This is a genomic window from Streptomyces sp. NPDC007945 (genome assembly GCF_042958885.1).
Classification (GTDB): Bacteria; Actinomycetota; Actinomycetes; order Streptomycetales; family Streptomycetaceae; genus Streptomyces.
Genome location: NZ_JBIBJV010000007.1, coordinates 169,829 through 183,640, shown reverse-complemented (window position 1 = coordinate 183,640; position 13,812 = coordinate 169,829). Strand labels below are relative to the sequence as shown.

12 protein-coding genes are annotated in these 13,812 nt (G+C 74.5%); 10 read left to right on the top strand and 2 right to left on the bottom strand.

The features are described from left to right. Window positions 1-16 precede the first annotated feature (16 nt). Together ACFZCF_RS23185 and ACFZCF_RS23180 are read left to right on the top strand one after the other, a co-directional pair. On the top strand, window positions 17-559 hold the full coding sequence (locus ACFZCF_RS23185) for an RNA polymerase sigma factor (RefSeq protein WP_391288464.1): 543 nt from the start codon (window positions 17-19) through the stop codon (window positions 557-559). Window positions 560-584: 25 nt separating this feature from the next. Then, a complete protein-coding gene (locus tag ACFZCF_RS23180) occupies window positions 585-1,064 on the top strand; it encodes a GNAT family N-acetyltransferase (protein ID WP_388446930.1) in 480 nt (159 codons plus the stop codon). Window positions 1,065-1,070: 6 nt separating this feature from the next. On the opposite strand, the gene ACFZCF_RS23175 is transcribed toward ACFZCF_RS23180, so the two are convergent. Next, window positions 1,071-1,499 (bottom strand): hypothetical protein, encoded by a 429-nt coding sequence (locus ACFZCF_RS23175; protein ID WP_388446926.1) that lies wholly within the window; start codon window positions 1,497-1,499, stop codon window positions 1,071-1,073. A gap of 2 nt (window positions 1,500-1,501) precedes the next feature. Next, window positions 1,502-1,864: a hypothetical protein gene (locus ACFZCF_RS23170; protein WP_388446923.1), complete on the bottom strand. Its 363-nt coding sequence runs from the start codon at window positions 1,862-1,864 to the stop codon at window positions 1,502-1,504. Window positions 1,865-2,426: 562 nt separating this feature from the next. On the opposite strand from ACFZCF_RS23170, the gene ACFZCF_RS23165 reads away from it, so the two are divergent. The 8 genes from ACFZCF_RS23165 (at window position 2,427) to ACFZCF_RS23130 (ending at window position 13,778) form a co-directional block, all read left to right on the top strand. Next, the gene (locus ACFZCF_RS23165; RefSeq protein ID WP_388446920.1) at window positions 2,427-3,500 is read left to right on the top strand and encodes a methionine ABC transporter ATP-binding protein; all 1,074 of its coding nucleotides are present in this window, start codon (window positions 2,427-2,429) and stop codon (window positions 3,498-3,500) included. Next, window positions 3,497-4,165: a methionine ABC transporter permease gene (locus ACFZCF_RS23160; protein WP_031011893.1), complete on the top strand. Its 669-nt coding sequence runs from the start codon at window positions 3,497-3,499 to the stop codon at window positions 4,163-4,165. The genes ACFZCF_RS23165 and ACFZCF_RS23160 overlap by 4 nt, the downstream gene beginning before the upstream one ends. Window positions 4,166-4,240: 75 nt before the next feature. After that, window positions 4,241-5,095 carry a MetQ/NlpA family ABC transporter substrate-binding protein gene (locus ACFZCF_RS23155; RefSeq protein WP_388446916.1) on the top strand — a complete coding sequence of 285 codons (855 nt, stop codon included), beginning with the start codon at window positions 4,241-4,243 and terminating at the stop codon, window positions 5,093-5,095. A 126-nt stretch (window positions 5,096-5,221) separates the two neighbouring features. Then, window positions 5,222-5,869, top strand: coding sequence for a GNAT family N-acetyltransferase (locus tag ACFZCF_RS23150; protein WP_388446913.1), 648 nt, complete (start codon window positions 5,222-5,224; stop codon window positions 5,867-5,869). Window positions 5,870-5,942: 73 nt separating this feature from the next. Beyond that, on the top strand, window positions 5,943-7,166 hold the full coding sequence (gene cbiE / locus ACFZCF_RS23145; protein ID WP_391288459.1) for a precorrin-6y C5,15-methyltransferase (decarboxylating) subunit CbiE: 1,224 nt from the start codon (window positions 5,943-5,945) through the stop codon (window positions 7,164-7,166). Between the two features lie 316 nt (window positions 7,167-7,482). After that, complete coding sequence (cobT, locus tag ACFZCF_RS23140; RefSeq protein WP_391288457.1) at window positions 7,483-11,241, top strand: nicotinate-nucleotide--dimethylbenzimidazole phosphoribosyltransferase; 3,759 nt, start codon at window positions 7,483-7,485, stop codon at window positions 11,239-11,241. Between the two features lie 384 nt (window positions 11,242-11,625). Further along, a complete protein-coding gene (gene cobA / locus ACFZCF_RS23135; RefSeq protein WP_388446904.1) occupies window positions 11,626-12,867 on the top strand; it encodes a uroporphyrinogen-III C-methyltransferase in 1,242 nt (413 codons plus the stop codon). 92 nt (window positions 12,868-12,959) lie between these two features. After that, complete coding sequence (locus tag ACFZCF_RS23130) at window positions 12,960-13,778, top strand: TrmH family RNA methyltransferase (RefSeq protein ID WP_388446901.1); 819 nt, start codon at window positions 12,960-12,962, stop codon at window positions 13,776-13,778. Window positions 13,779-13,812: the final 34 nt, after the last annotated feature.

Below are 13,812 nucleotides of genomic sequence, written 5' to 3'. Positions count from 1 at the left end.
CCGCATCGTCGCGGGCATGACCTCCCCGGAAAGCCTCCTCGCCACCCTCACCCCGCTGCTGGCCGCCGAGTCGCGCGCCGAGGCCGCGGCGGCCGGGATCGACCCCGCCGACCTCGAACAGGCCGTCTGGCTCCGCCTCCTGGAGCGGCTCAGCGCCGACGGCGCCCCGGAGCGCCCCGCCGACTGGCTCCGCAGGGCCGTCCGCGCCGAGGCCCGCCTGGCCCGCCGCACCAGCGGCCGGGAGCGCCCCTACCACGGCGACGCGCCGCCGGACGCGCGCCACGAGGCCCCGGGCCCCGAGGGCTCCGCCCTCAGCGCCGAACGCCGCCGCACCCTGCGCGCCGCCGTCACCCGGACGCCCGGCCGCTGCCCCCGCCTCCTGCACGCGATGCTCGACCCCGCGGACCCCACCTACCGGGAAATCGCAGGAACGTTGGGTATCTCACAAGGCAGTCTGGGGCCGATGCGTTCCCGTTGCCTGGGATGCCTGCGCAGAATGCTCGCGGCAGAGGTTCCCGCATCAGGTCGACGGGGAAAGGTGCGGGGGACCGATCGGTGATCAGATGAGCGGGAGGCATGCGCACATGGGCCTGAGTGTGACCATCTCGGCGGCGACCGCGGACGACGCGGAGCAGATCCTGAAGCTCCAGTACCTCTGCTACCAGAGCGAGGCCGAGCTGTACGGCGACTGGTCCATCGAGCCGCTCACCCAGCCGCTCGACGCCGTCCGCGCCGAGCTCGCGGAGGGCCACGGCCTGGTGGCCCGACTCGGCGACGAGGTCGTCGCCTCCGTCCGCGCCCGCACCGACGAGGACGGCACCGTCCACATCGCCAAGCTCATCGTCCACCCGCGGCTGCGCCGCCACGGCATCGGCGGCCGGCTCCTCGACGCCATCGAGCGCCACTTCGCCGGCGCGGACACCGCCCCCAAGCGCTTCCAGCTGTTCACCGGCCACCGCAGCGAGGCCGGCCTCCGCCTCTACCGCGCCCGGGGCTACGCCCAGGTCGGCGTCCGTGAGGTCGGCCCCCGGCTCACCCTCGTCACCCTGGAGAAGGCCGCCTGACGCCGCTCAGGCGGTACGGGACCGCCTGAGCCACCAGATGCCCGTCAGCGGCAGCAGCACCGGGATGAAGACGTAGCCGTACCCGAAGTCCGACCAGACGGTGGCGTCCGGGAAGGCGGACGGGTCCACCAGCGTCCACGTCCCCACCACGAGCACGCCCGCGAGCTCGGCGGCGCAGCACACCAGCGCCGCCCTGCGGGCCGCCTCCCCGCCGCGCACCAGCGTGTACGTGATGAAGACGTACACCACCGCGGCCACCGCCGAGAGCGCGTACGCCAGCGGGGCCCGGTCGAACTCGGTCGACACCTGGTAGATCGAGCGCGAGACCGCGCCCACCGACATCACGCCGTACAGCCAGACGAGCAGCATGCCCGGACCCTTGACGAGCCGGGTCCGCCGCTCCGCGGCCTCCGTCGTCCCCACCGTCTCCGCCATGGTCAGCCCACCGTCCAGATGTCGAAGAGACGCACCTCCAGGACGGCGAGCACGACCGCGCCCGCCGCCACCGTCGCCGAACCCCAGCGGCTCCGCTCCGCCAGCGACATGAAGCCGGCGATCGGCACCGCGCACACCGCGCCGAGCAGGTAGGAGACGAAGACGACCGTCCCCTCCTCGGCCGTCTCGCCGCGGACCAGCTGCACGATGCCGACGATCAGCTGGACCAGGACCAGGAAGGTCACCACGGCCATGCCGATGAAGTGCCAGTCCTTGGTGGGCTGGTCCCGGTAGGCGGCGAAGCCGCACCAGGCGGCGAGGGCGAGCGCGGCCACCGAGACCGCGACCGTGAGGGCGTCAAGCATGCGCCCGAGGGTATTACGGGCCGAATGGCCCGATGCGCTCGGCCCCGTCGCACCCCGGCGGGAAGCCGCCGTGCGCCGCCCGCGGGCCCTCCGGAGACCGTGGCCTTGGCCACACCGCACCCCGCGGACCACCCCGGCCGAACCGCCTCCCGAGCAGGCCGCACAGGGTGCGGCGGCCCCCCGGGGCCGTCCGCCCCTTGTCTCAGCGACGTCCGGAATGCGGACACCGGACTTCCGTTCGCACGTGCGCATGCTTTACTTGCAGCCATGACCACGACGAGCAGCCGCATCCTTGCGACCGAGGCGATCCAGACGCCCGGTGCTCTTCGCATGTGTCGAATGTGCGCCATCTGAGGGCCCCCGCCTGAGCCTCGCGCCCCGAAGCGAGACCCCGACGGCCGAGCCGATCCGACCGCCCCACCGGCGCCGGAGCGTGCCCGCCCCGCGCACACCGCCGCCCGGCCCCGCCGGTACGGCCCCCGTGCGCCTGACTGTCCGATTGACGAATGCCCCGTGCACGGCGGACCCACGCGTCGCGCACTCGACAGTGACGGAAACCCCTGTGATCACCACTTCGGGCCTGACCAAGGTCTACGAGTCACGCGGCCGCCAGGTCACCGCCCTGGACGGCGTCGACCTCCACGTCCGTGAGGGCGAGGTCTTCGGCGTGATCGGCCAGAGCGGCGCCGGCAAGTCCTCCCTGATCCGCTGCGTCAACCTCCTGGAGCGCCCCACCTCCGGCACGGTGACCGTCGACGGCGTCGACCTCACCGCCCTCGCCGGCAAGGGCCGCCGCGCCGGCAAGGACCTCCGCCGGGCGCGCAGCAGCATCGGCATGGTCTTCCAGCACTTCAACCTGCTGTCCTCGCGCACCGTCAAGGACAACATCGAACTCCCCCTGGAGATCCTCGGCGTGCCGAGCGCGGAGCGCTCCCGCCGGGCCCTCGAACTCCTCGACCTCGTCGGCCTCTCCGACAAGGCGAAGAACTACCCGGGCCAGCTCTCCGGCGGCCAGAAGCAGCGCGTCGGCATCGCCCGCGCCCTCGCCGGCGAGCCCAAGGTCCTCCTCTCCGACGAGGCCACCAGCGCCCTCGACCCGGAGACCACCCGCTCGATCCTCCAGCTCCTGCGCGACCTCAACCGGCAGCTCGGCCTCACCGTCCTGCTCATCACGCACGAGATGGACGTCGTCAAGACCGTCTGCGACTCCGCCGCCCTCATGCAGAAGGGCCGGATCGTCGAGTCCGGCACGGTCGCCGAACTCCTCGCCACCCCCGGCTCCCAGCTGGCCGCCGAGCTCTTCCCCGTCAGCGGCCGGGCCACCGGCGCCGACCGCACCGTCGTCGACGTCACCTTCCACGGCGAGGCCGCCACCCAGCCGGTGATCTCCCAGCTCTCCCGCACGTACAACATCGACATCTCCATCCTCGGAGCCGCGATGGACACCGTCGGCGGGAAGCAGATCGGCCGGATGCGGATCGAACTGCCGGGACGGTACGAGGAGAACGTCGTCCCGATCGGCTTCCTGCGCGAGCGCGGCCTCCAGGTCGAGCCCGTCGACGACGCCCAGGGCGAGGCCGCCCCCGCCGTCCCCGTACAGCAGCCGCACGTGCTCGTGAAGGAGAGTGCCAAGTGACCTGGGAAGAGATGCGCCCCCTGCTCGAACAGGGCACGGTCGACACCCTCTACATGGTCCTCTGGGCCACCGTCGTCACCATCGTCGGCGGCCTCCCGCTCGGCATCCTCCTCGTCCTCACCGACAAGGGCGGACTGCTGCAGAACCGGCCCGTCAACAAGGTCGTCGGTGCGATCGTGAACATCGGCCGCTCGCTGCCGTTCATCATCCTGCTGATCGCCCTGATCCCCTTCACGACCTTCGTCGTCGGCACCTTCATCGGCCCGACCGCGATGATCGTGCCGCTCGCCATCGGCGCCATCCCCTTCTTCGCGCGCCTCGTCGAGACCGCGATCCGCGAGGTCGACCACGGGCTCGTCGAAGCCGTCCAGTCCATGGGCGGCGGCATCCCCACCATCGTCCGCAAGGTGCTGCTCCCGCAGGCCCTGCCCTCCCTGGTCGCCGCCGTCACCACCACCGTCATCGTGCTCATCGGCTACTCCGCGATGGCCGGCGCGGTCGGCGGCGAGGGCCTCGGCTCCAAGGCCGTCACCTACGGCTACCAGCGCTTCGACACCACCTTCATGCTCGTCACCGTCGTCGTCCTGGTCGCCATCGTGACGATCGTCCAGCTCCTCGGCGACGGCGTCGTACGGCTCCTCGCCCGCCGCGGCCGCACCGCCTGACGGCCCCAGACCACACCCCTGAGTCCGGACTTGTTGTCCAGGCGTCCACCGCTCCACAAGAAAGAGGCACTCTTCGTGCGTAAGAACATCAAGCTCGCCGCCGGCTTCGCTTCCGTCACCGCCCTCGCCCTCGGCCTCACCGCCTGCGGCACCTCCTCGGACCCGGGCTCCGCCAAGGACGGGGCCGGCTCCGCCGACAAGGCGCTCGTCGTCGCCGCGTCCCCGACGCCCCACGCCGACATCCTCAAGTTCGTCCAGGACAACCTGGCCGCCAAGGAGGGCCTGAAGCTGGAGGTGAAGGAGTTCACGGACTACGTCCTGCCGAACACCGCCACCCAGAGCGGCCAGGTCGACGCCAACTTCTTCCAGCACAAGCCCTACCTGGACGACTTCAACGCGAAGAACAAGACCACCATCGTCCCCGTGGTCAACGTCCACCTGGAACCGCTCGGCCTCTACTCCAAGTCCGTGAAGTCCCTCAAGGACATCAAGGCCGGCCAGACGATCGCCGTCCCGAACGACACCACCAACGAGGGCCGGGCGCTGCACCTCCTCGCCGACAACGGCCTCATCGCCCTCAAGGACGGCGTCGGCACCGACGCCAAGCTCTCCGACATCACCGACAAGAAGGGCCTGGAGTTCAAGGAGCTGGAGGCCGCCACCGTGCCCCGCGCCCTGAACGACGTCGACGCCGCCGTCATCAACGGCAACTACGCGATCGAGGCCGACCTGTCCCCGGCGAAGGACGCCCTCGTCCTGGAGAAGGGCGAGGGCAACCCCTACGCCAACCTCCTCGCCGTCAAGAAGGGCGACGAGAACGACCCCCGGGTCGAGAAGCTCGCCAAGCTCCTCAACTCCCCCGAGGTGAAGAAGTACATCGAGGACACCTACAAGGGCTCCGTCATCCCCGCCTTCGGCGCCGTCAAGTAAGGCCCCCGGTACAGTCCTTCACCACAAGGCCCCGCCCGCCCCGTCCGGCGAGCGGGGCCTTGTGCGCCCCCGCGCATGCGCGTCGGCCACGCCATGCTGCATGCTGTGCCTTCACGGTCTTCACGTATGGAGCTGCGCATGACTACCACCTTCCCGGACGTCTCCATCAACACGGAGCGACTGGTGCTGCGCCCGTACGAGGAAGCCGACATCCCCGCCTTCGTCGAGATGATGAACGACGAACTCGTCACCGCCTGGACCTCGGTGCCGCAGCCGTACACCCGCGCCCACGCCGAGGAGTGGGTCCGCCGGATCGCGCCCGCCGAACGGACCAGCGGCCACGGCATCGTCTTCGCCGTCACCGAGTTCCTGACGCAGCGTCTGGTCGGCACCGTCCACCTCCACTCCACCGACTGGCGCGTCCGGGCCACCGAGGTCGCGTACGTCACCGCCCCCTGGGCCCGCGGCGAGGGCTACGCCACCGAGTCCGTCCTCGCCGTCGCCCAGTGGCTCTTCCGCGACCGGGGCTTCGAACGCCTCCAGCTCCGCACCGCCGCCGACAACACCGCCTCCCAGCAGGTCGCCCAGAAGATCGGCTGCATCAGCGAGGGCGTGCTGCGCGACGCCTGGATAGCGCGCAGCCTCACCGAGAGCGGCGAGTGGACCGACATCCGCACCGACCTCATCGTGTGGGGCCTCCTCCCCGAGGACCTCGACGGCGTCGCCGACCACATGGCCGAGGCCGGATACTCCTCGTACACCGACTGGAGCTGAGTGTTCCGGGCGCCGGCCCGGGGTACGCTCGACCCGCCCCCGACCTGCGACGACACCACAGGAGACAGACGCGATGGCCGATCGGGTCACGGTGATCGGCTGGGACGGCTCGCCCCTCACCGCCGCGGCCGGCTCCGCGCTCTCGGCCGCCACCCTGGTGGCCGGTGCGGCCCACCACCTGGCACTCCCCGAGGTACCCGCCGGCGCCGAGCGCGTCCGGCTCGGCAGCGTCGGCCTGGCCGCCCGCCGGATCGCCGGCCACCGCGGCACCGCCGTCGTCCTCGCCGACGGAGACCCCGGCTTCTTCGGCGTCGTCCGCGCCCTGCGCGCCCCCGAGCACGGCCTGGAGGTCGAGGTCGTCCCCGCCGTCTCCTCCGTCGCCGCCGCCTTCGCCCGGGCCGGCATGCCGTGGGACGACGCCCGCGTCGTCGTCGCCCACGAGAAGACCCTGCGCCGCGCCGTCAACGTCTGCCGCGCCCACCCCAAGGTCGCCGTCCTCACCTCCCCGGGCGCCGGCCCCGCCGAACTCGCCCTCCTCCTCGACGGCGTCCACCGCACCTTCGTCGTCTGCGAGCAGCTCGGCACCACGCGCGAACAGGTCTCCGTCCTCACCTCCGACAAGGCCGCCGACCACACCTGGCGCGACCCCAACGTCGTCCTCGTCATCGGCGGCGCCGGCGGCACCGGGGCCTCCGCCGCCCCCTGGCTGATGGGCGGCGACCCGGCCGCCGGAGCCGACCGCGGCTGGGCGGACCGCCCGGAGGAGCACGACTCCGACGACCGGCCCGGCATCGGCCACGACCCCACCCTGCGCGCCGTCCAGCTCGCCCGGCTCGGCCCCCGCACCGGCGACCTCGTCTGGGACGTCGGCAGCGCCGGCGGGAACTTCGCCGTCGAGGCCGCCCGCTTCGGCGCCGCCGTCATCGCCGTCGACGCCGACCCGGCCGCCCGCGCCCGCACCGAGGCCGCGGCCCGCCGCCACGGCGTCCTCCTCCAGACCGTCACCGGGCGCGCCCCGCACGTCCTGGACAGCCTCCCCGAACCCGACGTCGTACGCGTCGGCGCCGGCGGCGTCCCCGTCGTCACCGCCTGCGTCGACCGCCGTCCCGAACGGATCGCCGCCCACGCCACCACCCGCGACGAGGCCGAGGCGATCGGCACCGCCCTCGCCGCCGGCGGCTACGCCGTCGAGACCCTCCTCCTCCAGACCGTCGGCCTCGATCCGGCCGACTGGACCGAGCGCGAACGCTCCGTCGTCTTCCTGCTCTCCGGCCGCAGGACCACCGGCGCCCCCTGACCCCCGGCCGGGCGCCGGGGCAGGTAGGCTGGCCGATTGTTGTACCGCACGGGGATGTTCGGCAGGTTGTTCGTCAATGTCCCGAATCGATGACCGTCTTGACCCGTTCTCGGTGGTCACCGGTGTGCGGGACACCGGGGGGACGGCGCGACGTGGCGCAGTCCACAGCGCACCGTGGTGGATCCGCCTGCCACGATGGGCGCGGGCCGCGACAATGCTCGGGTGACGACGCGTCTCCGTGCCGCGCGGCACGGGCGCTCGTTCTCGTTGGCGGGCGCGGATCTGAACGAAGACGAACGATGGGCGAGGGGTACGCATGACGGACACCGGCCAGGTCCCGGGCGAGGGACTGCCGGAGAACTCAGGCATGGTCGAGCAGCCGGGCATCCCCGCTCCGGGCGCCTACACCTACCTGGACCCCTCCGGCCCCACCCCCGGGCAGCTCTCCGAGGAAGACGACCTGCTGCTGATGCCGGGCTCCCAGGGTGCCTGGAGCGAGCTGGCCCCGGGCACCGTGCCCGCCCCGCCGGTCGCCGTCCCCGCCCCGCCCGTGGTCCCGCCGCAGGGCGGCCCCGAGGGCGCCGCGCAGGCCGCCCCCACGGGCGACCCGCTCACCGACCCCCTGCCGGACCCGCTGACGGGGCCGCTCACCGGCCCGCTCCCGGACGGCATGGTCCTCGCCGACCAGCTCACCGCCCCGGTCACCCCGCCGCACGGCGTCCCGGTGCCCGGCGCCACCCCGCCGCAGGGCGTGCCGCTCGGCACTCCGGCGCACGGCGTCCCGGTCGCCCCGCAGGAGCCCGTCGCCACCGCCCACGGCTACGAGCCCGGCATCCTCGACACCGGCGCCCACGAGGCCGCCGGCCTCGACTCCGGCTCCGTCGACCTCGGCGGCGTCCGCGTGCCGCCGGCCGCCGCCCCGCAGCCCGCCCCCGCGCGCCGCCCGCTCCACATGGGCCCGCCGGTACCGGACACCGCCACCGGCGGCGTCGTGCGCTCGCTCGCGGACCGGGGCCCGGCCGCGCCGGCGCCCGCCGCCCCGCAGGTCCCGGCGCCCGCCCCGGAGCCCCTCGTGGCCACCGGTCCCGCGCCCGTGCCCGTACGCACCCCGGGGCCGCCGACCACCGGTCCCGAGTACTTCGACATCGCGCAGGACCAGCAGACGGCCCCGCAGGGCGCCGAGCCGTGGACCGCGCAGCCGCAGGAGGCCCCGGCGCCCGCCGAGACCCCCGCAGAAACGGTCGTTCCGCCGAGCGGACAGTTCGTCCAGGTCGAGGGCACCGTGCCGACCGCCGAGCAGCCCGCCCCGACCCCGCCGGCCGGGACCCCGATCCCCGGGCCGGAGACCGTCGCCCCCGAGACCGAGGCACCGGAGGCCGTCACGCCGGAGGCCGTGGCGCCCGAAGCGATGACGCCCGAAGCGGTGACGCCCGAGACCGTGGCGCCCGAGGCGGTCGTCCCCGCGCCCCGCGCGCCCGAGGCCGAGGCCGTCGTCGAGGCCGTCCCGGCAGCCGAGACGCCGGCGGCGGAGGAGCCCGTGGCCGGGGAGCCCGCCTCCGAGGGGCCCGCCGAGGCACCCGTGGCCGAGGCCGTGGTGACCGCCGCGCCCGCCGACGTACCGGCGGAGACCGTGCCGGAGACCCCCGCCGAGGAGATCCCGGCCGACCAGGCTCGGACCGAGGAGGCCCCGGCCGCCGAACAGCCCGGGGAGCCGGCCGCCGAGCCGGTGGGCGAGGCCGTCGCGGCCGCGGAGGCCGCGGCAGAGCCCGTCGCCGCCGAGGCACCCGTGCCGGCCGAGCCCCAGCCCCAGCCCGAGGCGCCCGTGCCGGCCCAGCCCGAGGCCGAGGCCGTCACCGCCGAGGCCGAGCCCGCCGCCGAGGAGCCCGCCGTCCTGGCGCCCCCCGCCGAGGCCGAGCCCGCCCCCGAGGCCGTCGCGGAGCCCGCCGTCGTGGCAGAGCCGCAGCCGCACGCCGAGGCCGGTGCCGAGCCCGAGTCCGGCGTCGAGCCCCAGCCCCAGCCCGTCGCCGCCGAGCCCGCCACCGCGGAGCAGGCCCCGGTCGAGCCGGCCCCCTCCGACGAGGCGCCCGCCGAGCACGCCCCCGTCGAGCACGCCCCCGGCGAGCAGGCCCCCTCCGACGAGGCGCCCGCCGAGCAGGCCCCGGTCGAGCCGGCCGCCGCCGAGGTCTCCACCGAGGCGTTCGCCGACGCCGCCGCGGCGGTTTCCGGCGAGGCCCCCGTCGTCGCCGTGGCCGAGGAGGTCCCGGTCGTCGCCGAGGACGCTCCCCAGGCCCTCCCCGAGGCCCGGACCGAGGCGGAGGAGGCCGGTGAGCGGGCCGAGCCCCGCCCCGCCGCCCCCGGCTACGCCGAGGCCGAGCGCGAGGCGGTCCTGCGGGTGATGCGCGAGCGCCGCGACATCCGCAACGGCTTCCGCTCCGACCCGATCCCGCACGAGGTGCTGCTCCGCGTCCTGGAGGCCGCCCACACGGCCCCCAGCGTCGGCCACTCGCAGCCGTGGGACTTCGTCGTCATCCGCTCCGCCGAGACCCGGCAGACGATGCACGAGCTGGCCCAGCGCCAGCGCGAGGCCTACGCCAAGTCGCTGCCGAAGGCCCGGGCGAAGCAGTTCAAGGAACTGAAGATCGAGGCCATCCTCGACACCCCGGTCAACATCGTGGTGACGGCCGACCCCACCCGGGGCGGCCGGCACACCCTCGGCCGCTACACGCAGCCGCAGATGGCCCCGTACTCCTCGGCCCTCGCCGTCGAGAACCTCTGGCTCGCCGCCCGCGCCGAGGGCCTCGGCGTCGGCTGGGTCAGCTTCTTCGACGAGCGCGAGATGGTCCGCGAGCTCGGCCTCCCCGAGCACCTGGAGGTCGTCGCGTACCTGTGCGTCGGCTACGTCGACGAGTTCCCCGACGAGCCCGAGCTGATGCAGGCCGGCTGGGCCAAGCGCCGCCCGCTCTCCTGGGTCGTCCACGAGGAGACGTACGGCCGCCGCGCCCTGCCCGGCGAGGAGCCGCACGACCTGCTCCAGGAGACCGTCGCCGCCATCCGCCCGCTGGACGCCAAGGCGCTCGGCGAGGCCTGGGAGCGGCAGAAGCGGATGACCAAGCCGGCCGGCGCGCTCGGCATGCTGGAGATCATCTCCGCGCAGCTCTGCGGCCTCTCCCGGATGTGCCCGCCGCCGATCCCGGAGCCCGCCGCCGTCGCGATCTTCGCCGGCGACCACGGTGTGCACGCCCAGGGCGTCACCCCCTGGCCGCAGGAGGTCACCGGCCAGATGGTGGCCAACTTCCTCGGCGGGGGAGCGGTCTGCAACGCCTTCGCGAACCAGGTCGGCGCCGAGGTCTGCGTCATCGACGTGGGCGTCGCGAGCGAGCTGCCGGCCACCCCCGGTCTGCTGCCCCGCAAGGTCCGCGCCGGTTCCGGTGACTTCACCACCGGCCTGGCGATGACCCGCGAGGAGACGATCGCCGCGATCGAGGTCGGCATCGAGACTGCCCGCGACCTGGTCGCGGCCGGGAACAAGGCGCTCCTCACCGGCGAGATGGGCATCGCGAACACCACCGCGTCCGCCGCCCTCATCTCCGTCTTCACCGGCGTCGACCCGGCCGAGGTCACCGGCCGGGGCACGGGCATCAACGACGAGACCCACGCCCGCAAGGTCGACGTGGTCCGCCGCGCCCTCGACCTGCACAAGCCGGACCCCCAGGACCCGATCGCCGTCCTGTCGCAGATCGGCGGCCTGGAGCACGCCGCCCTCGTCGGCTTCATCCTGGGCGCCGCCTCGCTGCGCACCCCGGTGATCCTCGACGGCGTCTCCACCGGCGCGGCCGCCCTGGTCGCCCGCGCCATCGCCCCCGAGTCGCTGGCGGCCTGCATCGCGGGCCACCGCAGCGCCGAGCCCGGCCACGTGGCCGCGCTCAACAAGCTGGGCCTGCGCCCGCTGGTCGACCTGGACCTCCGCCTCGGCGAGGGCACCGGCGCCCTGCTGGCCCTGCCGCTGGTGCAGAGCGCGGCCCGCGCCATGCACGAGGTCGCGACCTTCGACTCCGCCGGCGTCACGGAGAAGTAGTCCGTACGGCCCCGGTGCCCCCACCTCCACGACGGGGGCGGCGGCACCGGGGCCGCCCCATGTGCCGCGCCCCCTCAGGACCGCCCCGGTCCGAGGGACGAGGGTCACAAGGTGCCCACCCCACGTCACCGATATCGTGGTCACCGGGCCGCCCGCCCGCCCCACCAGCCGCTTCACCGCCGCAGCGGCACCCCAGGACCCGCCCGACCACGCGCGTCGGGTCCGGCCCGCCCGGCACGCACGCTCGCCGCACGGCTGAGTCGCCCGAGTAGCTCCGCTACGGAGGCGCCCCGCCGCACGCCGAGCGCACGCACCGAACGACCCGGCCTGATCCGACGCGCATGGTCGGACAGGCCCCAGCCCCGTCCGAGGAGCCGCCCGCACATGGCCCAGCACGTCGAGCCCGCCGAGCACCCCGCCTACCCCGTCGGCCTCCGCCTCGCCGGCCGGCGCGTCGTCGTCCTCGGCGGCGGCACGGTCGCCCAGCGCCGCCTGCCCGCCCTCATCGCCGCAGGCGCCGACATCACCCTGATCTCTCCGTCCGCCACGCCCTCCGTCGAGGCCATGGCCGAGACCGGCGAGATCACCTGGGTGCGCCGCCGCTACGAGGACGGTGACCTGACCGACGCCTGGTACGCGCTCGTCGCCACCACCGACGCGGCCGCCAACGCCGCCGCCTCCGCCGAGGCCGAGCGGGACCGCGTCTGGTGCGTCCGCTCCGACGACGCCGAGGCCGCCACCGCCTGGACCCCGGCCACCGGCCGCGGCGCCGGCGTCACCGTCGCCGTCCTCACCGGCCACGACCCGCGCCGTTCGGCCGCCGTCCGCGACGCCGTCCTGGAGGGCCTGCGCGACGGCTCCCTCGCGGCGCCCGCCCAGCGCGCCCGCACTCCCTTCGTCGCCCTCGTCGGCGGCGGCCCCGGCGACCCGGACCTCATCACCGTCCGCGGCCGCCGGCTGCTCGCCGAGGCCGACGTCGTCATCGCCGACCGCCTCGGCCCGCGCGACCTCCTGGACGAACTGCCGCCGCACGTCGAGGTGATCGACGCGGCGAAGATCCCGTACGGCCGCTTCATGGCCCAGGAGGCCATCAACAACGCGCTGATCGAGCACGCCAAGGCCGGCAAGTCCGTCGTCCGCCTCAAGGGCGGCGACCCCTTCGTCTTCGGCCGGGGCATGGAGGAGGCGCAGGCGCTCGCCGCCGAGGGCATCGCCTGCACCGTCGTGCCCGGCATCTCCAGCTCCATCTCGGTCCCCGGCGCCGCCGGGATCCCGGTCACCCACCGGGGCGTCGCCCACGAGTTCACGGTGGTCAGCGGGCACGTCGCCCCCGACGACCCGCGCTCGCTCGTCGACTGGGCCTCGCTCGCCAAGCTCACCGGCACCCTGGTGATCCTCATGGGCGTCGACAAGATAGGGAAGATCGCCGAGGCGCTCGTCGCCCACGGGAAGGCCCCCGACACCCCGCTCGCCCTCGTCCAGGAGGGCACCACCGCGACCCAGCGCCGGGTCGACGCCACCCTCGCCACCGTCGCCGAGGTGGTGAAGGCCGAGGAGGTCCGCCCGCCGGCCGTCATCGTCATCGGCCCGGTCGTCGCGGAGGGCCCCGACAAGCTCACCCGCTGACGCGCCCCGCACCTCTCGGCGCGGGGACGGGCGGCGACCGCCGCCCGTCCCCGCGCATTGGCACCCCACCCCGGACAAGGCAATATCACCCCGTGGCCGAAATCTTCACCATCACCGACGCCGACGACCCCCGCCTCCACGACTACACCGGCCTGACCGACGTCGAGCTGCGCCGCCGCCGCGAGCCCGCCGAGGGCCTGTTCATCGCCGAGGGCGAGAAGGTCATCCGCCGCGCCAAGCAGGCCGGTTACGAGATGCGGTCGATGCTGCTCTCAGCCAAGTGGGTCGACGTCATGCGCGACGTCATCGACGAGGTGCCCGCCCCGGTGTACGCCATCCAGCCCGACCTCGCCGAGCGCGTCACCGGCTACCACGTGCACCGCGGCGCCCTCGCCTCCATGCAGCGCAAGCCGCTGCCCGACCCCGCCGAACTCCTCGCGGGAGCCCGCCGGGTGGCCGTCATGGAGGCGGTCAACGACCACACCAACATCGGCGCCATCTTCCGCAGCGCCGCCGCCCTCGGCATGGACGCGGTCCTGCTCTCCCCGGACTGCGCCGACCCGCTCTACCGCCGCTCCGTGAAGGTCTCCATGGGCGCGGTCTTCTCCGTCCCGTACGCCCGCCTGGACAGCTGGCCGCGCGGTCTGGAGGCGGTGCGGGAGGCGGGCTTCAAGCTCCTCGCCCTCACCCCGGCGGAGAAGGCCACCGCCATGGACGAGGCCGCCCCGCACCGCCTCGACCGGGTCGCCCTCATGCTCGGCGCGGAGGGCGACGGCCTCTCCCCCCAGGCGCTGCGCGCCGCCGACGAGTGGGTCCGCATCCCGATGGCCCACGGCGTCGACTCCCTCAACGTGGGAGCGGCCGCCGCCGTCGCCTTCTACGCGGTCACGGCCGGCCGCCCCGAGGCGTAGCTCCCGGCCCGTCCACGGAGAACGCCCCCGGTGC